Consider the following 23,182-nt stretch of genomic DNA (forward strand, 5'->3'; position numbering starts at 1 on the left):
GAATGATCGTTTACTTTTTGCAAATAAAACCAACCTGACCGGGTCGAAAAGTATTCCCTTCATAAGAGTCAATCTGTTCAAAACGAAAGCCTATCACAGTTAATATCTCCTCAACGTCGCTCACTTTAAACAGCTTTTGTTGATGCAACTCTTTGCTTTTTCTGTAGCCTTCCTCATCTTTTAAAAAAAGGGTAATGGATCGTGCTAAGATATCACCTGATAAATCAAACGATAGAAACATGGTCCAGCGATCGTTTTCAATGATGCGAGCGTTTGTGCTTGATGGAGGCAATTCTGTCGTTAGTATATCAAAAATCAGATAGCTCTGTGGTCTGAGTGCTTGGTAAATTCGTGCGAACAACGAACGTAAATCCCCATTACCGACAAATAGGTAATTGAAGCATTCTCCAGTAGAACATACAACATCACATGTAGGAATTTCAAATTCAAACAATGATTGAATAACGAACTTGGCATTTGGAGCATTCTGTTTGGCGATCCGGATCATTTCAGGAGCGTAATCCACTCCGATCAGTTCCAGAGAGGTGTCTGATAGCTCCTTTTCTAAAACGCCACTTCCACATCCGAGATCTACCAATGTGCCAGGCCTTTTCATTAACCTTGCGATGGTTTTGGCAGCACTTTTAGCTAGGTCTGAATAACCCTGATCGTGCACGTAAGCCAAATCCCGGTCGTAGTAAACTGTATGATTCATGGATACAACAAATTAACTTGTGCGGATTTAAAATGCAACACCCAACAAGGCTTGGCAGAAGTGCTTCATGTCGACGATATGGAGAAATCCTTCCACAGGAACGGAAAGTACAAATGGAAATTTACTACCAATGGTGAATTCATGAGAGGTGAAAAAGCGTCAACATCCGGCCAGTATTCCGTTTTGGCCCCTGCTCTTCTCCAATATCTCCATCTACTGTTTGGGTAGCGATGATTTCAGCGAGGAGGTCAAGCAGGCTGCCGCCCACGATCTGGCAGATGCACTAACAGAAGGCTGGGAAGGATTACCGATCGGGGAGATCTATGAGCTGGAAGATTTAGCCAAGGCACACCTACACATCGAAAACCGTCAGCAGGTAAGAGCACTGGTGAAGGTTAGTGAGTCGATGGAGTAACATCATTATAACAGGAATATTTCCGTTATCTACCTTTCAAATAACGTAAAGTGGGCATTTATATCCAAATAGGAGAGATAACGCGAATCATGTATTCGAATAGCCGATTCTCATTTATTCCTCCTGCACCGCTCGCTGCAGTACTTCACCTCATCCCAAACCTTTTCCCATTTTTTGCGCCAGGTAAAGGGTTTGCCACAAGTTGCGCAGATCTTGGTTGGTAGGTGGGGTTTCTTATGAGCCAAAATCTGGAATTTCGTTAGGACGCGCATATGGAAAAGTGGCCACCGGTGCTAAAGAGTAGTAGGTGTTTAGTCCAGAAATACCAGCGGTATTATAAATAGACAGGTCAATATATCCCTTCTCGTTCACCGCTTCATCTGGGATAATCAATTCCTCTATTTGCCCTATGATCATGATGGTTCCATTGATTTTTATTGGTAGCTCTTCTTGAAAGCTTAAACCAATTTTCAGTGAGCTCTCTTCAACAAATGGGGCTTGAAAATCATTGAGGTACTCTTCAGTTAGTCCACAGCGTTTAAACTCAGATACCTTACGATCTATCTTTGCAGAAGTAAAGTGGGCTTTATCGGCTATGGTGGTCGGGACATGATTGATGGTGTAAAATCCAGTTTCCTTCAGGTTTTCATACGTATGTCTTGGTACCTCTCCGGTTGGGCGAGTAATAAAACCCAGTAAGGCAGGGTTGCTTCCCAGGTGAAAGACACTGCTAAAGATGGCCACATTGGTCTGCCCGTCTTTGGCTTTCGTGCCTATCAGGTTGGCGGGCTTGATCCCTGAAACGGAGTTGATGATGTTGAGGCGCTTTTTGCGCTCCATGCTTTCAATGTCTGATTTCGTCAAGTGCATGTGAGTAAGACTAAAATGGAGGAGGAATGTTTCGAAATTGAACTGGCCATCCTCCCCCTAACCCCCTACAGAGGGGGACAGGCTCAGCATGACAAAGAGCGAAGCAGTCTCATTATTGAGATCGCTTCTCCGCCAATCGGCGGATCGCGATGACGTAAAGAAGTCCCCCTTTGAAGGGGGTGTGTAGGAAGGAGTTCAGGAGGGGGATGTAAGTGTAACAGTAAACAACCCCCTGACCGCCTTTATTAAGGGGGAACGGTGCAGTTTATTGAATTGCATGCATTTTTATCCTCGGCCTAACTCCCTCCAGAGGGGGAGAGGATCATGGATTCTTTCTCCCAGCCCTCGTATGCTTCGCTAAAATGCGTTTGCTGTCGTCTTTCACTGCCTGGTTCTTGCGATGACCCCAGATCTTGGTGCGGGCGTGCTTGCCACTTTTCTGTAAATCAACGATCGGTGCTGGATAATCTTTGCCAATCTGCACCCCACAAAACGCCTGTTCCATGTCGGTCATCAGCCATGGCTCGTGAATGTGCTCGGTAGGTACGTTGGCCAGCTCCGGCACCCACTTTTTGATAAATGTACCCTCGGGATCATGGTCATACCCTTGCTTCACGGGATTGTAAATACGAACAGTATTGATGCCAGTGGTACCCGCCTGCATCTGAAACTGCGGGTAGTGGATGCCCGGCTCATAATCAAGGAACTGCTGCGCCAGGTGGTACACCCCATCACGCCAGTCCTGATCGAGATGGTGGCAAAGAAACGAAACCATCATGGCTCGCATACGAAAGTTGATCCATCCGGTCTCCGTGACACAACGCATACACGCATCTACCATCGGGAAGCCGGTCTTTCCTTCCTTCCAAGCTTCCAGTTTTTTCGGATCGCTCTGATGAGGTAGTAATTCATACCCACGGTTTATGCAAGTGTGCTCATATTCGCATTCCTGCTCAAACTTCTGAATGAAGTGGCAGTGCCATTTCAGGCGTGTCAGGAACGCACCGAATGGACGTTTGTTCGAAGCAAAATGCTCATGGTTCTTCACATGCTGGTAGGCTTGCTTGATGCTCAGATTGCCCCAAGCCAGGTAGGGAGATATCCGTCCACCTGAATTTCTGCTTTCAGCAGGTTTGGAAATGTGTTTGTTGTAATTGAATCCGCGTTCGTTGGCAAACGATCTCAGGTATCGCCAGGCATTGTGCTCTCCTGCAGGCTGGAAATTATCAGGATATTTTTCAAGCTGCTTTTGGTAATCCTCCGGTAAATAAAATGGATGCTCAAGTGGATTCAGCTCAGAAGACGAATAGGTATTTTCAATCAGGGGTTGCGACATATTAATGAACCAGTTCTTGTCCCAGCCATTTCGGTTGGTAATCCCTCGAACGATCCCGTCACGTTGATATTCTTTCCAGAGAATACCTTCTTCATTAAAGAACCTGGACACAGCTTTATCTCGCTTCCAGGTACGCTCTATACCTGTTTCCTGATGTGAAAAGATAGTTTGGATGTTGTATATGCCGATCAGATACTTAAAAACAGTCTCTGCCTCTCCATAAAAGATTTCTACCCTCCGGTTATATGCCTGAAGTTTTCTGTTGAGTGCCCGTATCGAATGATAAACAAATTGCTGATGCCTCAATGCTGCATCAGGGTGCGCTAGCATGGAGGGTTCGAAAATGTAAATAATTACATACGGCAACCCATCCTTTTCTGCGGCCTTAAAAGCTGCATGATCCTGAGAGCGAAGGTCTCGTTTCAGCCAAACAAGGTTGGTTGGTTCCATTCTTTCATTTCCTTTTTACATTTTTTCCAGAAAGCGAAAAATGATCGATAGTAACCAGTGACATTGAACATCCAGTCTCTAGACTCTTCCAGTCCACTGTAATGGTTGAGTGGATGCTCTTTGAAGGTTACATCATTGATAAAATACTCTTCCAATAGTTCATCGTACTCTCCCACGAAGACCTGAATGCCTTCAATGTTTTTCGCTAAGCCCATCATGAAATCAATAGAGTTTTGAGAGACGGGATATTTCTCAAATACGCTAGGCTCTAAAAGCAATACGCGATTGGCATCCTTATACTGATGCCAGGTCGGATCGAGGTTGTAGAAATTGTAAATGAGAGTCGGCTTCTTAATATCAATGGAGAGGTCGTCTGATTCAGGAAGTGGCGTTTTCAGCTCAGGAGTGAATGTTTCTTTCAGCACTTCCGGGATATCCATGTCTTCAAACTGTTCGTACTCCACATTCAGGAAAGTGCCTTTTTGTCTCGTGTAGCAGTATTTATTGATGTTCCCCTGATTGGCATAGTATTCCTTTCCTGCATTGGCTCCAGACACCCATTGCCAGCTGAGGGCGTTGCTGGCCCAGTCACCATCTAGGAGGTGGTAGTACATCCATCGTGCTGGCACCCACCAATGACTTTTCCCAACATTGCAAGCAATACTTGCGATGTACATACGAACGTGATTATGTAAATATCCAGTCTCGTAGTACTCATTGATGGCATCATCGATTGCCTTGATTCCAGTTTGAGCATTGATCAACGCTTCGGGCATCTCGTGGTTTTGCACGTTGGGTTGCTCCCTTCTTAAATCGGAGTTAATCTCATCGCCTTTGGCCACCCACACCTGTTGCCAGTAGTCCCGCCATGCCAGTTCTTGAATGAACTTTTCAATCTTTTTAGAATCAAAGCCTCTATCCATTACAGATTGCAATACCTGTCTGGTGGAAATCACCCCTCGTGAAATGTATGGGGAAAGCTTTGTTACAGCCCCATCGATGAAGTTGCGGGTCTTACCATAATCGATCGGATCAATGGCCTCCATCTGATCTAAAATGTCCTGATAATCGGTGCTAAACATTATCGCTTGCTGATTTTGTTCAAACTGATTTGTTTTTGTCTGGAAGATTTAAATCGAGTCATATCATTCGGCTGCTTCTTCATGTGCTTTTGACTGGGACCGGAGTTCACTCGCTTGCGCCACAGGTTGAAGCTGCTTCGTTTGAGCTCCGTGCGCATGAGTTTGATCACCTCTTTTTCAGGTAACCCGAATTGGAATTCGATTGCTTCAAATGGCGTTCGATCCTCCCATGCCATCTCGATGATTCTGTTTTTGTCTCGTTCGGTTAATTCTTTCATTTTTTAAAATAGATGCTGACTGTTCCACGACGGAATAAATTCAGCATGACTTAGTATAAAAATGACTATCGAAAGTGTCTCAAAAGTGTCATTCTGAACGGATGTGAAGAATCTTTGAGCTTTTAAATCCCTGGATATCAAATGTTCGAGATTCTTCGTTCCTCAGAATGACAGACCTTCTAAAACTTTTGAGACACCATCTTAAAGAATAATCCCAGCCTCAATCAAATCCTGAAACATTAAGATGTCGTCTTCCGAAATTGTTTTGGATTTTACCACTTCAAACCAAAAAAGCTCATGATCTCCACCGACATTTTTTCTTCCTCTCTGTTCTAATGCTAAGAATCCACATGCGCCATTTAAGACTTGATGTCCGTTCCAAGTGGTTATCAAGCCTTTAGAGACAAGCTTTTCTTGTTTGCTGACTCGTGAACCACTCTTTTTTCCAAGGAGTGGTACTAGTTTAGAATGATCCTGATGAAGTATTTGAAGGATAACATTGGATCCTTGCTCTAGATTTTTATACGTTTTTGTAGAATAATCAATGGCAATTATGAACAGTTTTGGTTTCATACTTACAGCTGTCACATAGGTACAGATATTCATGTTTACCTGATCATCTGCATAGGTTGCCAGGCTGTAGACCGGCATGTTCACAATATTCCAGGGTCGTTTTACACCCATTAAAGTGCTTCGATTTCCTTCAATACTTTGTCTGCCTCGGCGGCTTTTTCGTCGCTGGCCTTTCTGTTTGTTTTTGAAAGGGTGTATGATTCTTTCATTAACTTCTCATATTTTTTCTGAAGCTTCTCTTTCGGTGTTTTTCTGCTAAATAGTCCCATGTTCAATTAACAGGTACCGGGTCAATATGTTCGGAGGAAGAGAGTACATTTGGAAGGCACATTTAGGGGAATTGCATTTTTACGGTTGTTATGAACTAAAATGACTGAAATTATGAAATCGATATTACTACTTACTTGTCTGATGATTGGTTCAATGACAATCGCGCAACAGCCGCCTCAGCCATCAGAGGAGGACTTATCCAAGCTGAACTTTTGGGTAGGGAAATGGGATCTTACCTGGGAAGGAGGAAAGGGAACCAACCTAATTGAGAAAAAGCTGAATGGTCGCGTGATTCAGGAAAACTTTGAAGCCAAAGAAGGCAACTTCAAAGGATATCTCGGTACTAGTATAAGCACGTTTAATCCCAGAGATGGGAAATGGCATCAGGCCTGGGCAGATAGCCAGGGGGGATACATTGATTTGATCGGAATTATGGAGGGAGATACACGAATCTTTCAAATGACTAGTCCAAGAAAACTCCCTGACGGAAGGGAATCTATTTCCAGAATGCGATTTTATAACATAACAGATGATGCCTTTACCTGGGATTGGGAGGCTTCAACAGACGGAGGCGAGACCTGGAACCTAAACTGGAGAATAAACTACCAACGGGCCGAGTGATACCTAGAAAAAGAAGAACGGATGAGTTTTTTATTCTGCAGCTATTGCCAGCTTCTTCCCATCCGGAGATACACATAGTCTGGTGATCGATGTGATGCCATGCTTACCCAAGTCAGCAAACTGCTTCCATGCTGAGTCAGCTGACCACACAAAAAGCTTGGCGCCATCAGCCATCAGAATTTCACCTTTAGGTGTCCAGCAATAATCTTCACCCTCACCAATCGTAGGCGTGACTTCAGCAGCTTCTCTGATTACCGGGTTCATTCGCATAATGGTCCAATTATCATCGGACTTATCAACATAGCTGAAGTCCTTTGAATCAGGAGTTTTATGAAGTGATCGTCCGATGTTTTCTCCAACAACTGTTGCCTTCCCATTTTTTGTGTTCACAATCTGCATTGTCGCTGGCTCTCCTAAAACAAAGGCGACAATACGGTCAGCGTCAATCCAGGCATGATATCCGATTTTCAGATCGGGTACAAGCACCTCACTGTTACCATTGAATTTATAGGCATAAAGCAATTGCAATCCGGTAGTATCTAGCCGTATGCTTGAGATACGACCATCAGGCATGGGTGTTGGAGAATATTCGCTTCCTTGTTTGGTTTCGGATATGATGAGAGTATTTCCGGAATCAAAATAGTAACGAGCAATTTCAGTTTGACGATCAATAGTTCTGGCGTAGAGTATAGATTCTCCGTCAGTCCAAAATGAAGGCTGATTGTCATATCCTTTATTTTTTGAAATATTTTGAGGCTTTTCTATTAGTAAGCCTTCCGCAGATCTGCGAAGATCCATGACATAAATGTCAGTATCAGGTTGTGCATGAGAAAAATAGCAAGTAAGAATAGCTGTGAATGCAATAAGAAAATTTTTCATAATGGGGCTTAATTGTTTAGCTGGTTTGATTCTGAAAATTCAAAGGTTAAATTTAGTGTTTCGACATAACTAACCTTCCTAAATAAAATTAACATGAAACGAAGAAATTTCATCCAGCTTAGTGCCATTACCGGAGCGATACCTTTTCTTGGAATCAAAGCATGCGCACCTACCGAACCTTCAATCGACCCTTCAGAATCTGAAGAACAACCTTTTGAACTACAAGAGTGGACGGTCAATCAATTGCGAGAAGCGATGGAAACCGGGAAATATACCACACGACAAATCTGCGAGCTATATCTGAAGCGAATCAAAGAAAAAGATCAAAGTGAAAATGGCCTAAATAGTGTGATTGAAACCAATCCTGAAGCATTGACGATCGCTGATCAATTAGATAATGAACGAGCTGAAGGAAAGGTTAGGGGTCCACTGCATGGTATTCCGGTGATGATTAAGGATAATATTGATACCGGAGACAAAATGATGACCACCGCAGGATCGATGGCACTGGCGGGTATTTCAGCTCCGGATGATGCATTTATTGTAAAGAAATTGCGGGAAGCAGGGGCTGTGCTTCTTGGAAAAACCAATTTGAGTGAGTGGGCAAATTTCAGATCGTTCCGATCGTCCAGCGGATGGAGTGGAAGAGGACGGCAGACGCGAAATCCCTATGCGTTGGATCGGAATCCATGCGGATCAAGTTCAGGATCGGGATCGGCTGTTTCAGGAAATATGTGTGCATTAACCATAGGCACAGAAACGAATGGGTCAATCGTATGTCCTTCTTCGGCAAATGGCGTGGTTGGAATCAAGCCAACTGTTGGTTTGTGGAGTAGGGATGGTATTATTCCCATTTCTGAAACGCAGGATACCGCCGGACCGATGGGTAGGACTGTTGCAGATGCTGCAAGTCTGCTAGGTGCATGCGTTGGTGTGGATGAATCAGATAAACGAACAAAGGAGAGTGAAGGAAACAGCTATACTGATTACACGCAATTTCTCAATGAAAATGGACTTCAGGGTAAGCGAATTGGAGTGCTAAGTGGAACGCTTGGCTATCATGAGCGAGTGGATGAAATCATGGAGCGAGCTTTTGCAGCTATGGAAGCGCAGGGAGCAACACTGGTTCAGGATATCAAACTCTATGAAAATGATGCCTATGGAAACTCAGGCTTGGAGCTGCTGCTCTATGAATTTAAAGATGGGCTCAATAAGTACCTCGCTTCTCGCCCAGATTCGAAAGTGCAAACTTTGGCAGATGTCATTCAGTTCAATAAAGATAATGCAGATGTGGAGATGCCGTACTTTCCTCAAGGAATTCTGGAACGAGCTGAGATGAAGGGGCCACTAACGGATGAAGAATATAGGGAGCACCTCAAGGTGGTGACTGAAGTTTCCAGAAATGGTATTGATAAAGCTTTGAAAGAAAATAATCTGGATGCCATTATTGGAGTAACCGGAGGACCCGCCTGGCCCATTGATGTGATCAATGGCGATCATTTTGGAACGGGAAGCTCAACACCAGCGGCACGATCTGGGTATCCAAATATCACAGTACCTGCAGGGTATGTGCATGGTTTGCCGGTGGGGATGTCTATTTTTGGAGGAAAGTATCAGGAGCCGAAATTAATCGGTATCGCCTATGCGTTTGAGCAGGCGACCAAAGTGAGAAAAGCACCTAAACTATTACCAACTCTAGATCTGGCATGATTAAAGCGATATTAAAATACCTTGGAGCAGGGCTGGTGGTCCTAATTATTATTGGGATTTTAGCTTACCTGTTTATTGATGAATCGGTTCCTGATGGAACACAAGGCCAGGAAGCAGAGTCACTGGCTGACGAGATGTTAAAAGCGTTAAACAAATCCGGGTACGATACCCTGTCAATGATCCGATTTACATATCCCGGGGGGCATAATTATGAATGGGACAAGGAAAACAACAAAGTAAGAGTGCGATGGGATAATAAAGATGTATACCTTGATTTGAACCAGTCACCCAACGACTTTAATGTAACTGAGTATCAGGCCTACGAGTACTTTATAAATGATACTTTCTGGTTGGTGGCTCCATTCAAGGTTAGGGATGAGGGGGTTATGCGATCGACTGTCAAAGTTAAAGATGGAAGAGGCCTTTTGGTAACCTACACATCTGGAGGAGTGACTCCCGGAGATTCCTATCTATGGATTATAGGAGAAGATGGATTCCCTAAAGCCTGGAAGCTATGGACCTCCAACGTGCCAATTGGAGGACTAAAAATAGGCTGGGGAGGCTGGGTTGAAAATGAGGGTGTTTGGTTCTCAACCTTTCACCCGAGTGCTGTCATTGATTTGGAGATTACGGATTTAGAAGTGAGCTATTGATTATCGCTTGCTCATTAAGCAATCTTGCGATTTCATTTGTTACAACCTTCGCTCCTTTAGCGTTGAAGTGATTTGAATCAAATAGGAGTTCAGGCTTATTAATTGTTTGAACAATTCGATCATCATAAATGAGTTTGTTCTCATTAGGAATTTGATGATATAATGGAATTATAATTAGTTTTTCATCTTCTTTTCTAAAGGTTAAAGGGAGTCTGAAAATAAGTTTTTTGTTATGTTCACGGGCCGAGGTTATTAAATCCAAGATTACATTTTTGTACATACTAAGATCAAAATTGGATGATTTGACCAGCAAGTCTTTAGACTTGAGGATGGTTTTGTCACTCGTTATTAGGTTTAACTCTTCCTCGAAATAACCAAATGGGCTTTTACTCTTTATTCTAAATAGTCGTTTCACTTTTTGCTTAATGAAGAGTTTTTTGGATACGATATCGTTCAACACTTCTATTTTGAATCGAAAATTTGATCCAGAATCATTCCCTTTGATTTTAGCTAAAGAAGAGTAATAATCGATATTTAAATAATCCGTCAATCGATGTGTGAAATTCGGACAGTCACTGATGATGGGTGAAAGCTCAAAAATGATAATCCCACATCTCGATTTTTCAATTAAATAATTGGTCACTAAGTAATTAGACACAAATGTGCTTCCACTTATTCCTAAGTTGAAGGATTTATATGTTCGGATCAAACTGTCGAGTAATATTGGATTGATTCCACGCATTGTTCTGCTTGAACCCACGAATGCAATTGAATGACTATCAGTAGATTCAACAATGCTTTTAAACCTGGAGACATTTTGATCTTCAATTGGAAGCTGATCAACTAGATAAAGGAAACTAAATACGAGGATTAAGAATATGATAATTTTTTTAATTGTATTCATAAGTCAAAACTGGTTGTAGTAATTATCAATTTGACCAGAGTTTCCGAACACAAGAATTATCGCTGTTAAAATTAAATAGAAGCTCCACCGGTAAACCAGAGTCTGTGACTTGAGATAATCACTTATCCTAATGGCAGTTGTTTTCTTTGCGAAATAATCCATCAGAGAAAAACTGACTACCATTATGATAAAAGACCTTGGAGTTATCTGATCTAATGGTAAGTGTGGTTTGCTGCTTATTTGCTTTACCAATTCACTTAAAGATGGACTGATAAATACCATAGCAAGAATGCTGGCAAAAAAGAAGTGGTAACATATACCTAAATAATGTCGAGCACTCGGTAGAGGCCAATGTTCGTGCTTAGCTCTCTTTTCAAGTATTATCCATGTCCCATTTAATACTCCCCAAAAGAATACAATCAATGATACCTCATGCCAAAGGGCTATCAATAAAAAAGTAAAAAGCAATATCAGGTCGATGAAATTTCGAGTACGATTGAGTTTAGCAAAGGGGAAGAAAAAATAATCCCTGAACCATTCGTTCAATGTGATGTGCCAGCCTCTCCAAAAATATTGTCTACTGGGAGATAAGTATGCCCTGCTTCGAAAGTTGTCTTTCAGTTTAATACTGAATAGCTGGGAAACCCCCTGAAATAAGTCAATGAAAGAGCTGAAGTTTACAAATAGATAAAGGAAGAAAAGAAGGCCACAGATTAGATAGTATGGACCACTAATCTCATTCTTCAACAGGTTGTTAAGCACCTTGAAAAGGTAGGTGGCAACTACCAGGTTTTTAAAGAGACCCCAAAGTATAAGCCGAAGACCGGCTGAAATTGAATCGTTTGTTACTTTGATTTCTTTGAACTGTTTACTTAAATATTTATACCTGTGCAGAGGACCTGAGAATATCGTTGGAAAATAGATTAGAAATAGTAAAAGTTTAAATGGGTTCGTCTCTGGTTTGATATACCCTCTTTTGATGTCAAACAAATAACTCAAAGCCAGGAATGTGAAATAAGAGATGCCAATAATCTGGAAAAGATTTGCCCAGTCAAATTGAATGTTAGCTGTTAGAATGGAAGTTGTATGTTTGGTAAAATGATTGCCTTGTTCGGAGAGTTTGCTAATAACGAGAGCACTTAAAATGACTAAAACGTATGTCCATGATGGGATGCTATTATGCGCAATAGCTCGGCCAAACAGATAGGTGAAGAGCCACATGGCAATTAGCACAATTGATTTTTCTCCTGCGAAATAAATGAGCAAAAGTAAGCTTGGAAGTAGTAGCCCGCACCATTTATTGTTTTTTGGTAATAGCTTGCATAAACAAATTCCTAATAAGATAGTGGTGCCAATGATGATGAAGTTTAAACTATGCATTTCATTTGCTCACTAAAACAAACTGAAGGTTTCTCATAAAGATCTGTTTTTTCCAGATCATACTATCATCGTTTAGGTGATAATTTTTAAGAAAATTCATCATTGGTTTAAGACATGTTCTCAATTCTGCACGAGCGATGTTGGCTCCAAGACAAAAGTGCGAACCTCCACCGAAAGCGAGATGATCATTCGGATATCTGTCCGGGACAATCTCATTAGGGTTCTCAAACTGTTCAGGATCACGGTTCGCGCTTGCTATGGATAGATAGAGTTTTGACTTTTCAGGGATTTCTATGTCTTGAAATTTTAGTCGGTGCTTGTTAACGCGGATAGTAAACTGAAGAGGTGATGTGAATCTAAATAACTCTTCAATCAAAACATTTTGATTTTCAGCTTTAGAAAAAAGCGTATAATTAATAAGTGTTTTCTTTTTAAGAATTTCAGCGAGTGCGATAGAAAGATTGTCTTTGGATGTTTCATATGCTGCCATAACGGTTACGACCATTAATGAAAACACATCATTCTCGCTAAGCAGTAAATCATGATTCTTAAATTCTTCAATGAGTTGATCTTTATACCTAGAGTCCTTGAAAATTTCTTTTCCCCATAAAAACCACTTATTAATTTCTCGGTAAATCTGCTTTGGGACGAAAATATCCTGGCTGATTGCAGCAAAGTTTGAATATTCATGTAATTCATCGTAGCTCATTGAAATATCAAAAGCTCTCCTCACTACCTCATAGATATAGAAACTACAATAATCAACCAGGTTGAATTGTCTTTTATCTTTAAATACTTGATTTGCTAATGCAATTGACTCATTGATGATTTCTTTGAAACCAAGCTGATTAAACACCTTTAGGACACCAACTCTTATAAGCCTGTGAAGCTCTCCTGAGAGATACATTGGCCACAGTTTCGTAGTTTCTCCAAGAATTGGGCATTGGCTAGTTCCTTTGAAAATGTACTCCTCCTTATCTCTCAAATACTCGCTTAAATTAGAGGCTTCAAAGTCTTTAGATCTCAAAATCTTACTCACATGTTCATATTTAAAAAATGTCCATGCTTTTTGTGTTCCAATTTGAATTGGATTAGATTCTCTACAGGCTGCTAAGTGCGGATACGGATCAGTTTGATAACCCTTTGTGAACGGATTCCATATTACTTCTGATCTTGAATCCATTTTGCTAATTTCTCAACATTATCATACTCAGTTAAGGCAGTAGGGTCCACTTCAATAGAAAATGCTGATTCGATTTCGTGAGCTAAGGATAAGAGAGACAATGAATCTAAATTCATGGTATCAAATGGCTGATCTGCAGAGATACTCTCTTTTTCTTCCCCAGTTTCTTCAGCAAGTTTGTCAATAAGCCAATTGGTGGTATCAGTGATCATGAATATAAAATTAATTAAACTTGAATTTGGCTATTTATTCAGTTAAATCTACTATAGGACCGATTTTTTTCACCTCATCCCAAAACTCAGGGTAAGACTTTTCAACGACCCTGGGATCCTCAATGGTTACATCCATTTTCATACAAAGCGGAGCAAAGGCCATGGCCATGCGATGATCTTCATAAGTTTCGACCTCTACTTCGCTAGGAAGTTGTAGCGAGGGCGTTAGCTTCCAGCTATTTTCGTTTTCAGATAGTGTTGCTTCAATCTTCGCAAGTTCAGTTTGCATGGCGTTAATTCGATCTGTCTCTTTTATTTTCAGACTTTCCAATCCGGTCATCTCTAAAGCAACTTGATTTACTGCTGCGGATATCATTACCGTTTGAGCTAAATCCGGACAATTTCTAAAGTCTAAGCTGAGTGCAGTTTGCGCTATGGGCTTCTTTTTCAGTAGCACCTTATCAGATCGAAAAATCGTTTCAACACCTAACTCATTCATGATAGAAGCAATGGCGATATCGCCCTGTGTAGAATCCTTCCTCAAGGTAGGTAATTGGATCTCTGATCCTTCAGGAGCCATCGAGATGAACGAATACCAGTAGCTCGCCCCTGACCAGTCCCCCTCAATAGTATACACAGCAGGTTTGTAGGCTTTGTTTGGAACACTGATCGTATTTCCAGTCCACTTATGATCAACCCCAAAAGCTTTCATCAGCGAAAGCGTCATTAAAATATATGGTCGGCTGTAAATCTCAGAGGTTAAAGTGAGTTCAAGTCCTTGTTCCAAACATGGAGCAATCATTAGTAGGGCGCTAATGTACTGACTGCTGATGTTTCCCGGAATAGCGATTTTGTTTGTCAGTTGTTTTTCAATTCGATGGATTTTTAAAGGAGGATAGCCGTCTTTCTCTAGGTATTTAATTGTTGCTCCCAAAGTTTGAAGCGAATCTACCAATGGTCCGATTGGACGGTTTTTCATTCGTTCCGTACCCGTTATGATTTTTCCTTGTCCATGAATGGCCAGGTAAGCGGTCAAAAATCGCATGGTGGTACCCGCATCTTTTACATCATAAACCTCTGGGTTTGTCTGGAGTAAGGAACGCATGGTTTGTGTATCGCGAGCATTGGAAAGGTTGTGAATATCAGACACGTTTCCACCAGCCAAAGCATTTATAATGAGTGCACGATTACTTTCACTTTTAGAAGATTCCAGTGTAATGGTACCTTTTAATCCGGAATTATACCTTTTTAGTCGATTCTTCAATTTTTGGCAGGCTTTTTGACAAACATTCTTACAACTTATTGCGTTGCTAAGTTGTCAATAAATTATAATATGTCAAGATCTAGAACCATAGGAACAATTTTCGCTTCTATCGCCTTAGGTGCTCTAACTTTCTTTCTAAGCTCGCCAAAAAAAACAGTAAAAAAGAAAGAACAGCAGACTTCTCAGGACGACAGAAATAGCGACAAGGAAGACTTATTTATTTAAGGATATCCTTAAGTACAGTTTCTTCCACGAGTACATCGTGGGCGCATGCCCCTATTTTTTTTATCAATGAAAACCTGATGCCTCGTGCATCATTTTTTTTGTCTTGTAATAAGTGTGATACAAGCTCTTCGAGGGTTGGTGTTCGCTGAGGAACCTCATAGTTGGATCGAAGAAAAGTATTGATTTTGTTGCATACCCTATTATCCAGCATCCCAATTTCAACTGCCAGTTCATTCTCTACTATCATCCCCCAGGCAATTGCTTCTCCATGTAATAGCGGGTTATCCGAAGCTAAAAAATGAGATTCCAGTGCATGCCCGATGGTGTGCCCGTAATTTAGAATTTTTCGTAATCCTCCTTCTTTCGGGTCTTCCTGAACCACTTCATTTTTAATGTTGATGGATTTTGGAATGATTTCCTCCCAGTTGATTTCTTCGAATGAATATCGGTTCAGGTATTCCCACTGCTCTGTACTTCTAATCAAAGCATGCTTTACTATTTCGGCAAATCCTGATTTGAGCTCTCTTTTAGGGAGTGTTTTAAGGAATTCTGTATTGATTATGACACGAGCCGGATCCTGGAAAACACCAATATGATTCTTCAAACCTTCAAAATCAATACCAAGCTTACCTCCAACACTTGCATCAACCTGAGAAAGGAGCGTTGTTGGAATATTGATAAATGGCATTCCTCTTTTGTAGGTACTGGCTGCAAAACCACCCATATCTCCGATCACGCCACCTCCAAGATTGATCAACAAACTCTTTCTAGTACATCCGATTGCGGTAAGTTGATGCCAAATATAACTGCAGGTTTCCAGCGTTTTGTGTTTCTCACCACTTTGAATTTCGATTTGGGAATCTACCGAAACATGTAAGTGAGGCAAACAATATTTTTTGGTGTTCTCATCTACCAGTACGGCGACTTTATCTGGTTTCAACGTTTCAATTGCGTTGCTTAAATCGCTATTGATATCTGTTGAAATGGTGAGATATGAAGGAAGATTATTAGACATTTGATTAAACAGATAATGGTGTGAATCTGTTAGCTATCTTTGCACACCGATTTTCAAAAATATGCAATCAGAGTCAATCAATTTTGATGATACCGCAACTGCTTTTGCGCATCGATCAACGTCGGAGCTGAGGAACTCACACTTTGTATTCACTTCCATGAGTAAGCCGTGGATGGTGAAAACAGGCACTGTGATGACTAACCTGGCTTTAAAGCTGAAATTACCTGTAAAAGGGATCATTAAGAAAACCATCTTCAATCAGTTTTGTGGGGGAGAGTCCATTAAAGATTGTAGCAACACTATCAATCGATTAGGAGATTACAACGTCCAGACCATACTTGATTATTCGGTTGAGGGGCTGAATAATGAAGATGGCTATGATGACACAAAGGAGGAGGCCTTGAGAGTCATCGATTTTGCATCTACTAATGATCACATTCCTTTCTGTGTATTGAAACTTTCCGGATTGGGTTCTACTGATCTAATGACAAAAGCACAGAATAAAGAGAAGCTGACGGAGGTTGAGAAAACAAAACTCTATAACTGTGAGCAGCGCGTAGATGAGATCGTGCACAAGGCAAGCAGTAAAGGTTTGATGGTGATGATTGACGCTGAGGAATCATGGTTCCAAAGCTTCATTGATGGTATTGCTTATCGGATGATGGCTAAATACAACAAGGAGCGACCGATTGTCTATAATACCTACCAAATGTATCGCCATGATATGCTGGACAGGCTTACACGAGCACAGATCGAGGCTGAGGTGAATGGCTATTACCTGGGCGCGAAGCTGGTGAGAGGTGCTTACATGGAAAAAGAACGAGAGCGTTCGGAAGAAATGGGATATGAATCTCCTATCCACGCAAACAAAGAAGCTGTTGATAAGGATTACGATGAAGCGTTAACATTTTGTATGAAGCACATTGATCGTATGGGGTTATGTGCAGGAACTCATAACGAGAACTCAAGCAAGTTGTTGGCAAGGCTAATGGAAGAACAGGAAATAGCTAAGAAAGACAATCGAGTCTTTTTTGCTCAGCTATTAGGAATGAGTGACAACATTTCATTCAAGTTGGCTCACTTGGGCTACAATGTCGCAAAGTATGTACCATATGGTCCAGTAGAAAAGGTGTTGCCCTATCTATTTAGAAGAGCAGAAGAAAACACTTCAATAGCCGGACAAAGTGGAAGAGAATATACCCTTGTAAAAAAAGAGCTGAAAAGAAGAAAGTCAGCCTGAGAATAAGATTAAATAAAGAAAAGAATACAAGCAAATAAAATGCAGTTAAGCGAACAGGAAATCCAACGAAGAAAATCCAGAGAAGAATTGATGGCGATGGGTATTGATCCGTATCCTGCCGAATCTTTTGGTGTGAATATGACTGCCAAACACATCAAGAAAAATTTTGATAGCCGTCCGGGGGACTACACAAACGTATCTCTTGCAGGACGAATCATGAGCAGAAGGATCATGGGGTCTGCATCGTTCGCTGAATTGCAGGATTCAAGCGGTCGTATTCAGATCTATTTACGCAGGGATGATATCTGTCCGGATGAGGATAAATCTCTTTACAATGATGTCTTCAAAAAGAAGCTGGATATCGGAGATATTATAGGTATCAAAGGCTATGTCTTTAAGACAGAGGTAGGAGAGATTTCTGTTCATGTAACTGAACTGAAACTGTTGACAAAATCCCTTCGTCCGCTTCCTATAGTGAAGGAAACGACTGATGAAGAGGGAAATAAAAAGACTTATGATGCCTTCAAGGATCCCGAGCAGCGATACCGTCAGCGATATCTGGATTTGATCGTAAATCCGGAGGTGAAAGACACCTTCATTCAACGAACAAAGCTGGTAAATTCTATACGGGAGTTTCTTGCCGATAAAGGCTACCTGGAAGTTGAAACACCAATTCTTCAGCCACTTTACGGTGGTGCGGCTGCCCGTCCATTCAAAACACACCATAACACACTGGATATGACGCTCTATTTGCGAATTGCGAATGAGCTGTATCTGAAAAGATTGATAGTTGGAGGGTACGATGGAGTGTTTGAGTTTGCGAAGGATTTCCGGAATGAAGGTATGAGCCGATTCCACAATCCGGAATTCACACAGGTAGAGCTCTATGTGGCTTATAAGGATTACAACTGGATGATGGATCTGATGGAAGCAATGATCGAAAAAGTGGCGTTGGATCTGCACGGAGATACGAAGGTGCAGGTGGGTGAACATGAGATTAATTTCCAGCGACCATGGAAGCGTTTCACCATGTTTGAGGCGATTGAGCATTTCACCGGAATTGATATTTCGGAGATGGACGAGGGTGAGCTCCGAGAGACTGCAAAGAAATTAGAGGTGCCATTGGATGATACCATGGGTAAGGGCAAGATCATCGATGAGATTTTTGGTGAGAAATGCGAGCCATTATTGATTCAGCCTACATTCATTACTGATTATCCGGTAGAGATGTCGCCATTGACCAAGAAACACCGATCTAAGGAAGGCTTGGTAGAGCGATTTGAGGCGATCTGTAATGGAAAGGAAATAATGAATTCTTATTCAGAGTTGAACGATCCGGTAGATCAGCGGGAGCGATTTGAGGAGCAGCTGGAGTTGGGTAAAAGAGGGGACGATGAGGCCATGACATTGGATGAAGATTTCCTTCGAGCGCTTGAGTTTGGTATGCCTCCAACCGCCGGTGTAGGTCTTGGAATAGATCGATTGACAATGATCATGACCAACTCCAATTCCATTCAGGATGTGTTGTTCTTCCCACAGATGCGACCAGAAGTAAAATCCAGAGCAGCCGAGCTTGAAGGGGATGTAAAAGTGGTATTTGAAATGTTGGAGAAGGAAGGGAATATGGATTTGAATGCATTGAAAGAGCAATCCGGACTTTCCAATAAAAAGTGGGACAAGGCGATTAAAAAGCTAACGCAAGGTGGATTTGCCAAAGTGAATAAGACCGATGAGGGCTTGTTTGTGGAGGTGGTTTAACAAATCCGTATTTATGTCATTTCGAACCGGAGGTACGATGGTGAGAAATCTATACCTCATGTTTCTTGGCTCCAAAGGTTACTTTTATGTGTATAGCCTGAGCTTGGGAGGGGGATGTGATTCTCTCACTCACCAATCCCCAACAGCGGCATCTTCTTCACCTTGTGATAAGTCAGAGCCGCTTTGATACATTGCTTCAATTCTTTTTCAGGCACCTCATCATCAAGCTTGAAGACGATGGCACGGGTGGTTTCATAACGGAATGTATCTCCGAAAGCGAGTTGGAATGAAGGTACGAGTTTACTGGTGCATTTAAAGTACATCGCATACTTATCAGGCTTCTTTTCTTTCCAATCGATGCGGATGGTGCTGCCATGCTTGGTGAGGTAGCTGGGTTCTCCCCACTTCAAGGTTTCTTCCAGGTCAGTGATACCTATTTCTTTTGCTGTTTCCAGGATGAGTTTACGGAGATGAGCTACTTTTTCTCTGGCTTGAGGAGGGTAGGAGGAGAATGTGGATTCAACTTCTGGGCAGGGTATGATTTTATAATTACTCAATTGTTTCTACAAACGACTTTAATGATCAGTTTTCATTCGCTCTTTTTCATCTTCAAAGTTCAGTCCCCACATCGATATATACTCTTCAATAGGACCAAGTCCAATTTCTGATCTTCTTTTGTTTACATTGTCAGGATCTTCGAGATCATATAAACTACCGTTCCTGATTTGAGAACCGTATACTTGCTTATATCCATTGTTCATAAGCAGTCTATCTTCCATTAAGGCCAATGTACTTGCACTTATTTTTCCTTGATTAGAGTATTCTTTAAGCTTAGGGTAGTAATAAGCCATCATTTCTGTGGGGGAGTGTTGAAATACGAGCCAAGCTGTATGTAAATGTTCTTCTGTCCAACCGCATTTAGATAAAATGGAAATGAGTAATTGTTGATTTAATCTGTCAACTTCCAGCATATCTCCACCATTATTTCTGACTTCCTGATCAGTCTTTTCTATTTCCGAGTACAAATAGTTTATGTTTTCACAGTCAACATCAATAATTTCAATATCAGCAATAGGGTTATTTGAAATTGCCCTTATTTGAATTTCATTAAACTTGTCGTTTAACTCAATGGGACGAACCCGTACTTCTTTAATTAGACCATTTTCATCTTCATAATAGTCTTTTGCCATTTTCCCTTGATTCAAAAGACGCCTATCTTGCTCTGTTAATTCCTCACCATTTTTATTTTTAAATTCAGCATAGGAATAATCTAGTTTTCCATCCATAGCTCTCTGAATTGTTTCGTGTGGAGAAATTAGCGTAAGTTTAGAATCACTTTCAGTTGTATTGCATGAATAAATAAATATCGCAAGTAGGATTGTCAATAGAGTTGATCTCATGGAAATTGAAATAATATAGAATGTAACGATAAGTTGATAAGCTAATGCATTAATTAAATAAATCAAATATTCATTCTTTGAAAACACAAAAACCGCCATATCTGACGGTTTATGTCTTATGATTCTTTCACGTGAGATTATGCAAATTCCGGCATAGGTGTGTAGAAAAATTGTTCTTTTACCACCTTTCCATCGTTTACCTCGTACACACATACTTCATCCATATTTATTGGCTGATCCATTCCTTTCATAGTTATCTTCGATTTCATTGTAATGGAGAAGAAATTCTCTGCAACAATTGGGTCTGATATCTCACTCGAATGAAACTCAGCTACCATCTCTTGCCATTCCTGACCTTTTTTCGCAATCGCATCCAAACCCTGTACGGTTCCCCATTTGGCACCTTCCGGTTCAATGCTTATGATATCTGTCGAGTAAAATTTCTGGATGCACTCCTCCCAATTACCAGCCCTGCAGAGTGTGACCATTTCAGTTGCTACTTCTTGTGTTGTCATAATTTTTTTGATTTAGAATTTGAACATGACTCAAAGAAATCAGTTGGAGTGACAGCCCTATGTCACTGATATTGGTCGAAATAAAAACAATCTTCATTCACGTGGAAAGAAATTTTCCGATCTTGGCGGATTCTATGCGAAAGCTGTTTTTAGTACTTGGGGTTGTAGCGTGTTATTTGGGGCAGTGCCAGTATCTGGATCTGGCCAAAATCGAGTATACCTACCTGCCGGGTGATGATGCTAATTTCGAATATCAACGTCAGCGAGTGCTTTTCAATATTCCTGTCAAGCTGAATGAAAAGGCCTACTTTTTTGCAGGACTTGATTACAGCAACATTCAATTTCGATTTGATGAGGAACAGGACTCATATGATAAGAGCGAAGCAGAGAATTTTAAGTCTTTGGATTTGGCACTTGCCTATATCTATGAACTGAAAAATGATTGGTATCTGGGTGTTCAGATATCCCCGTCATTTACAAGCAATCTTGAGGGAAGTTTGATTAGAAGAGATTTCCTTGTTTCAGGGATAGTGGTGTTTGTTAAAGATAAAATAGATCCTAATAAAGCTAAAAAGCCTCATCGTATCATAGCAGGACTGTACTATGCAACTACCACACGTTTTCCGGCCCCCTTTCCTTTTTTTAGTTACTATAGAAAATTTCATGAGAAATGGTCATATACCATTGGTGCACCTTCATCCAATTTGAAATACTATTTTGATCAGAAACATCGCATTCAACTTTACGCGGAAGGTGATGGGTTTAATACTAACCTGCAAAATGGGGTAGTTATAAACAATGATGTTTTTGCAGATCGTATTCGAATGTTTTTAATACTATCTGGTGCAAGGTATGAATACAGTATTTCAAAGCATTTTGAAGCGTATCTCAATATCACAAGAACGATGTTTTCTGATGTTCAACTGAGAGATGGAAAGGAAAATGTGTTTATTCCTGCTATTGATAATGCAATGCTGTATCGGATAGGGATTAGGTGCAAAATCTGATTTTTAGCCGAAAAATGTGCTCAGAAAAGCCTTCCAAAACTGAGGCTTATTTAAAGAGAACATCACCTTCATATCTTCTAGCAGGGAACTTTCTTCATCCAGAAACCTGAAAACAGACTGGATATCTGGTTTGGTATACAGTCGGGTAAATATCTCCTCCCCCAGGTCATTTCTTGATGATAGCACTTTTAGAAAAATGGAGTCATATGTTCTAAACCTCGAAGTGGCTATTCCTTTTTCTGGTCTGTTTCCATTTTTAATATTTTCGATCATCATGGTAGAATATCGATCGGCATTTTTGAAAGAATATCCGGAAGAAGGCCGTACCCAACCGCCTGCTGTGCCGATCTTGGTAATGAACCTGGAGTGGTGTTTGTGAAATGGGTAATCCGACATAGGAATCATGCCTTGCTCCACTTCTTCAATTTCATAATCAAATAAGTTGAGATAGGTCTTGAGGTATTTTTCAAGGTATTGATCATACTCCCCAACCATCAGAAGCTGATCATTGAAAAGTGTGAACTCCACTAATGCTTCGGTTTCTGATATAGGAAGCACATAGGTAAAGCTGGTGCTGTCTTTCCACTTTAGCCGATAATCCATCATGGTGAAAGTGTTGGGATCAAATACCGGTTTTTTGGTTTTGATAAACCACCCCTTGAAATGCTGAATCAGTGAGTGGTAATCATCCTGTTTGTCATGAAATTCCTGAGGAATACGGCTATCAAAAATATGTGTAGCTGAATAATGGTTTATTGACCCTTCAATATTCTGATCCTCAATATTGGCTATTTCATCTTTGACCCATGTGACATTAGATGTAGTAGCTAGCTCATCTTTAGCTACACGATAGAAATTTGCCGATCGAACCATTTTATATCGATAAGGGCTCAGGTCAAAGTCAATGGTTTCTTTATTATTTATGAATTGCCCTTGTGGCCAGGTGTGGGTGGCAAGATCATCCCATTTGGTTTTTCCCTGCTCCCAAAAGCACCAGGTTCGATCGTTCGTATTCTTATCATCCTTATCGAGAATAAGAATTGATTTTTCCGTAAAAAATGGATCATGGATCATTTTGAGAATGAGCTGAAGCCCAGCTGCTCCTGCTCCAATTATTGCATAATCATAATGTTTTTGATCCATTGGGTTAAAGATAAAGAGCCTTGCAAAAGCAAGACTCCCTATTCACCAAACTATTACTACTTATCTGATAAATCGTTTTCATAC

28 protein-coding genes are annotated in these 23,182 nt (G+C 40.9%); 9 read left to right on the plus strand and 19 right to left on the minus strand.

Going from position 1 to position 23,182, the window contains the following annotated elements:
- Nucleotides 1-10 precede the first annotated feature (10 nt).
- A complete protein-coding gene (locus tag ACXAH9_RS03140) occupies nucleotides 11-715 on the minus strand; it encodes a class I SAM-dependent methyltransferase (protein ID WP_474893408.1) in 705 nt (234 codons plus the stop codon).
- Nucleotides 716-863: 148 nt separating this feature from the next.
- Between ACXAH9_RS03140 and ACXAH9_RS03145 the strand changes: the two genes are divergently transcribed.
- A complete protein-coding gene (locus ACXAH9_RS03145) occupies nucleotides 864-1,130 on the plus strand; it encodes a hypothetical protein (RefSeq protein WP_474893409.1) in 267 nt (88 codons plus the stop codon).
- Nucleotides 1,131-1,240: 110 nt separating this feature from the next.
- On the opposite strand, the gene ACXAH9_RS03150 is transcribed toward ACXAH9_RS03145, so the two are convergent.
- A complete protein-coding gene (locus ACXAH9_RS03150) occupies nucleotides 1,241-1,402 on the minus strand; it encodes a DUF2256 domain-containing protein (protein ID WP_474893410.1) in 162 nt (53 codons plus the stop codon).
- Nucleotides 1,365-2,000: a flavin reductase family protein gene (locus ACXAH9_RS03155; RefSeq protein ID WP_474893411.1), complete on the minus strand. Its 636-nt coding sequence runs from the start codon at nucleotides 1,998-2,000 to the stop codon at nucleotides 1,365-1,367. The genes ACXAH9_RS03150 and ACXAH9_RS03155 overlap by 38 nt, the downstream gene beginning before the upstream one ends.
- On the opposite strand from ACXAH9_RS03155, the gene ACXAH9_RS03160 reads away from it, so the two are divergent.
- Entirely contained in the window at nucleotides 2,001-2,153 is a 153-nt protein-coding gene (locus ACXAH9_RS03160) for a hypothetical protein (RefSeq protein ID WP_474893412.1), read from the plus strand. It abuts the gene before it with no gap.
- Nucleotides 2,154-2,322: 169 nt separating this feature from the next.
- Here ACXAH9_RS03160 and ACXAH9_RS03165 read toward each other — a convergent pair whose 3' ends face one another.
- The 5 genes from ACXAH9_RS03165 to ACXAH9_RS03185 form a co-directional block, all read right to left on the minus strand.
- The gene (locus ACXAH9_RS03165) at nucleotides 2,323-3,786 is read right to left on the minus strand and encodes a cryptochrome/deoxyribodipyrimidine photo-lyase family protein (RefSeq protein ID WP_474893413.1); all 1,464 of its coding nucleotides are present in this window, start codon (nucleotides 3,784-3,786) and stop codon (nucleotides 2,323-2,325) included.
- Nucleotides 3,759-4,868: an FAD-binding domain-containing protein gene (locus ACXAH9_RS03170; RefSeq protein WP_474893414.1), complete on the minus strand. Its 1,110-nt coding sequence runs from the start codon at nucleotides 4,866-4,868 to the stop codon at nucleotides 3,759-3,761. The genes ACXAH9_RS03165 and ACXAH9_RS03170 overlap by 28 nt, the downstream gene beginning before the upstream one ends.
- Entirely contained in the window at nucleotides 4,868-5,146 is a 279-nt protein-coding gene (locus ACXAH9_RS03175; RefSeq protein WP_474893415.1) for a TIGR03643 family protein, read from the minus strand. Before ACXAH9_RS03175 ends, ACXAH9_RS03170 begins: the two co-directional genes overlap by 1 nt.
- 201 nt (nucleotides 5,147-5,347) lie before the next feature.
- Nucleotides 5,348-5,830: a flavin reductase gene (locus tag ACXAH9_RS03180; protein WP_474893416.1), complete on the minus strand. Its 483-nt coding sequence runs from the start codon at nucleotides 5,828-5,830 to the stop codon at nucleotides 5,348-5,350.
- Nucleotides 5,830-5,988: a Lacal_2735 family protein gene (locus ACXAH9_RS03185; RefSeq protein ID WP_474893417.1), complete on the minus strand. Its 159-nt coding sequence runs from the start codon at nucleotides 5,986-5,988 to the stop codon at nucleotides 5,830-5,832. Before ACXAH9_RS03185 ends, ACXAH9_RS03180 begins: the two co-directional genes overlap by 1 nt.
- 112 nt (nucleotides 5,989-6,100) lie before the next feature.
- Between ACXAH9_RS03185 and ACXAH9_RS03190 the strand changes: the two genes are divergently transcribed.
- Nucleotides 6,101-6,610, plus strand: a complete 510-nt coding sequence (locus ACXAH9_RS03190; RefSeq protein ID WP_474893418.1) for a hypothetical protein — start codon at nucleotides 6,101-6,103, stop codon at nucleotides 6,608-6,610.
- A gap of 30 nt (nucleotides 6,611-6,640) precedes the next feature.
- Here the strand turns inward: ACXAH9_RS03190 and ACXAH9_RS03195 are convergent, their stop codons facing one another.
- A complete protein-coding gene (locus tag ACXAH9_RS03195; RefSeq protein WP_474893419.1) occupies nucleotides 6,641-7,489 on the minus strand; it encodes a TolB family protein in 849 nt (282 codons plus the stop codon).
- A gap of 93 nt (nucleotides 7,490-7,582) precedes the next feature.
- Between ACXAH9_RS03195 and ACXAH9_RS03200 the strand changes: the two genes are divergently transcribed.
- Nucleotides 7,583-9,199, plus strand: a complete 1,617-nt coding sequence (locus tag ACXAH9_RS03200) for an amidase (protein WP_474893420.1) — start codon at nucleotides 7,583-7,585, stop codon at nucleotides 9,197-9,199.
- Entirely contained in the window at nucleotides 9,196-9,852 is a 657-nt protein-coding gene (locus tag ACXAH9_RS03205) for a hypothetical protein (protein ID WP_474893421.1), read from the plus strand. Before ACXAH9_RS03200 ends, ACXAH9_RS03205 begins: the two co-directional genes overlap by 4 nt.
- On the opposite strand, the gene ACXAH9_RS03210 is transcribed toward ACXAH9_RS03205, so the two are convergent.
- From ACXAH9_RS03210 to ACXAH9_RS03230, 5 genes are read right to left on the minus strand one after another with little or no spacing between them, the layout of a single operon-like run.
- Complete coding sequence (locus ACXAH9_RS03210; RefSeq protein WP_474893422.1) at nucleotides 9,827-10,756, minus strand: hypothetical protein; 930 nt, start codon at nucleotides 10,754-10,756, stop codon at nucleotides 9,827-9,829. The genes ACXAH9_RS03205 and ACXAH9_RS03210 overlap by 26 nt on opposite strands.
- 3 nt (nucleotides 10,757-10,759) lie before the next feature.
- Nucleotides 10,760-12,136: an MBOAT family O-acyltransferase gene (locus ACXAH9_RS03215; RefSeq protein WP_474893423.1), complete on the minus strand. Its 1,377-nt coding sequence runs from the start codon at nucleotides 12,134-12,136 to the stop codon at nucleotides 10,760-10,762.
- A 1-nt stretch (nucleotide 12,137) separates the two neighbouring features.
- Nucleotides 12,138-13,319, minus strand: coding sequence for a cytochrome P450 (locus tag ACXAH9_RS03220; RefSeq protein ID WP_474893424.1), 1,182 nt, complete (start codon nucleotides 13,317-13,319; stop codon nucleotides 12,138-12,140).
- Nucleotides 13,298-13,531 (minus strand): acyl carrier protein, encoded by a 234-nt coding sequence (locus ACXAH9_RS03225; RefSeq protein WP_474893425.1) that lies wholly within the window; start codon nucleotides 13,529-13,531, stop codon nucleotides 13,298-13,300. The genes ACXAH9_RS03220 and ACXAH9_RS03225 overlap by 22 nt, the downstream gene beginning before the upstream one ends.
- Nucleotides 13,532-13,565: 34 nt before the next feature.
- On the minus strand, nucleotides 13,566-14,795 hold the full coding sequence (locus ACXAH9_RS03230) for a 3-phosphoshikimate 1-carboxyvinyltransferase (RefSeq protein WP_474893426.1): 1,230 nt from the start codon (nucleotides 14,793-14,795) through the stop codon (nucleotides 13,566-13,568).
- 69 nt (nucleotides 14,796-14,864) lie between these two features.
- On the opposite strand from ACXAH9_RS03230, the gene ACXAH9_RS03235 reads away from it, so the two are divergent.
- Nucleotides 14,865-15,020 carry a hypothetical protein gene (locus tag ACXAH9_RS03235; protein WP_474893427.1) on the plus strand — a complete coding sequence of 52 codons (156 nt, stop codon included), beginning with the start codon at nucleotides 14,865-14,867 and terminating at the stop codon, nucleotides 15,018-15,020.
- On the opposite strand, the gene aroB is transcribed toward ACXAH9_RS03235, so the two are convergent.
- The gene (aroB, locus tag ACXAH9_RS03240) at nucleotides 15,013-16,035 is read right to left on the minus strand and encodes a 3-dehydroquinate synthase (protein ID WP_474893428.1); all 1,023 of its coding nucleotides are present in this window, start codon (nucleotides 16,033-16,035) and stop codon (nucleotides 15,013-15,015) included. The two genes, ACXAH9_RS03235 and aroB, sit on opposite strands and share 8 nt — an antisense overlap.
- A gap of 61 nt (nucleotides 16,036-16,096) precedes the next feature.
- Here aroB and ACXAH9_RS03245 point away from each other — a divergent pair, with 61 nt between their 5' ends.
- Nucleotides 16,097-17,275 carry a proline dehydrogenase family protein gene (locus ACXAH9_RS03245; protein ID WP_474893429.1) on the plus strand — a complete coding sequence of 393 codons (1,179 nt, stop codon included), beginning with the start codon at nucleotides 16,097-16,099 and terminating at the stop codon, nucleotides 17,273-17,275.
- Nucleotides 17,276-17,314: 39 nt separating this feature from the next.
- Nucleotides 17,315-19,033 (plus strand): lysine--tRNA ligase, encoded by a 1,719-nt coding sequence (lysS, locus tag ACXAH9_RS03250; protein WP_474893430.1) that lies wholly within the window; start codon nucleotides 17,315-17,317, stop codon nucleotides 19,031-19,033.
- Nucleotides 19,034-19,158: 125 nt separating this feature from the next.
- Here lysS and ACXAH9_RS03255 read toward each other — a convergent pair whose 3' ends face one another.
- From ACXAH9_RS03255 to ACXAH9_RS03265, 3 genes are read right to left on the minus strand one after another with little or no spacing between them, the layout of a single operon-like run.
- Nucleotides 19,159-19,590, minus strand: a complete 432-nt coding sequence (locus ACXAH9_RS03255) for a DUF1801 domain-containing protein (protein ID WP_474893431.1) — start codon at nucleotides 19,588-19,590, stop codon at nucleotides 19,159-19,161.
- An 18-nt stretch (nucleotides 19,591-19,608) separates the two neighbouring features.
- A complete protein-coding gene (locus ACXAH9_RS03260) occupies nucleotides 19,609-20,532 on the minus strand; it encodes a DUF6624 domain-containing protein (protein WP_474893432.1) in 924 nt (307 codons plus the stop codon).
- Between the two features lie 38 nt (nucleotides 20,533-20,570).
- Nucleotides 20,571-20,948: a SnoaL-like domain-containing protein gene (locus tag ACXAH9_RS03265; protein ID WP_474893433.1), complete on the minus strand. Its 378-nt coding sequence runs from the start codon at nucleotides 20,946-20,948 to the stop codon at nucleotides 20,571-20,573.
- A 101-nt stretch (nucleotides 20,949-21,049) separates the two neighbouring features.
- Here ACXAH9_RS03265 and ACXAH9_RS03270 point away from each other — a divergent pair, with 101 nt between their 5' ends.
- Nucleotides 21,050-21,955 (plus strand): DUF6268 family outer membrane beta-barrel protein, encoded by a 906-nt coding sequence (locus tag ACXAH9_RS03270; protein WP_474893434.1) that lies wholly within the window; start codon nucleotides 21,050-21,052, stop codon nucleotides 21,953-21,955.
- Between the two features lie 3 nt (nucleotides 21,956-21,958).
- Here the strand turns inward: ACXAH9_RS03270 and ACXAH9_RS03275 are convergent, their stop codons facing one another.
- Nucleotides 21,959-23,098, minus strand: a complete 1,140-nt coding sequence (locus tag ACXAH9_RS03275; RefSeq protein WP_474893435.1) for a lycopene cyclase family protein — start codon at nucleotides 23,096-23,098, stop codon at nucleotides 21,959-21,961.
- Nucleotides 23,099-23,182: the final 84 nt, after the last annotated feature.

This window comes from Ekhidna sp. ABH4_415, assembly GCF_056161305.1.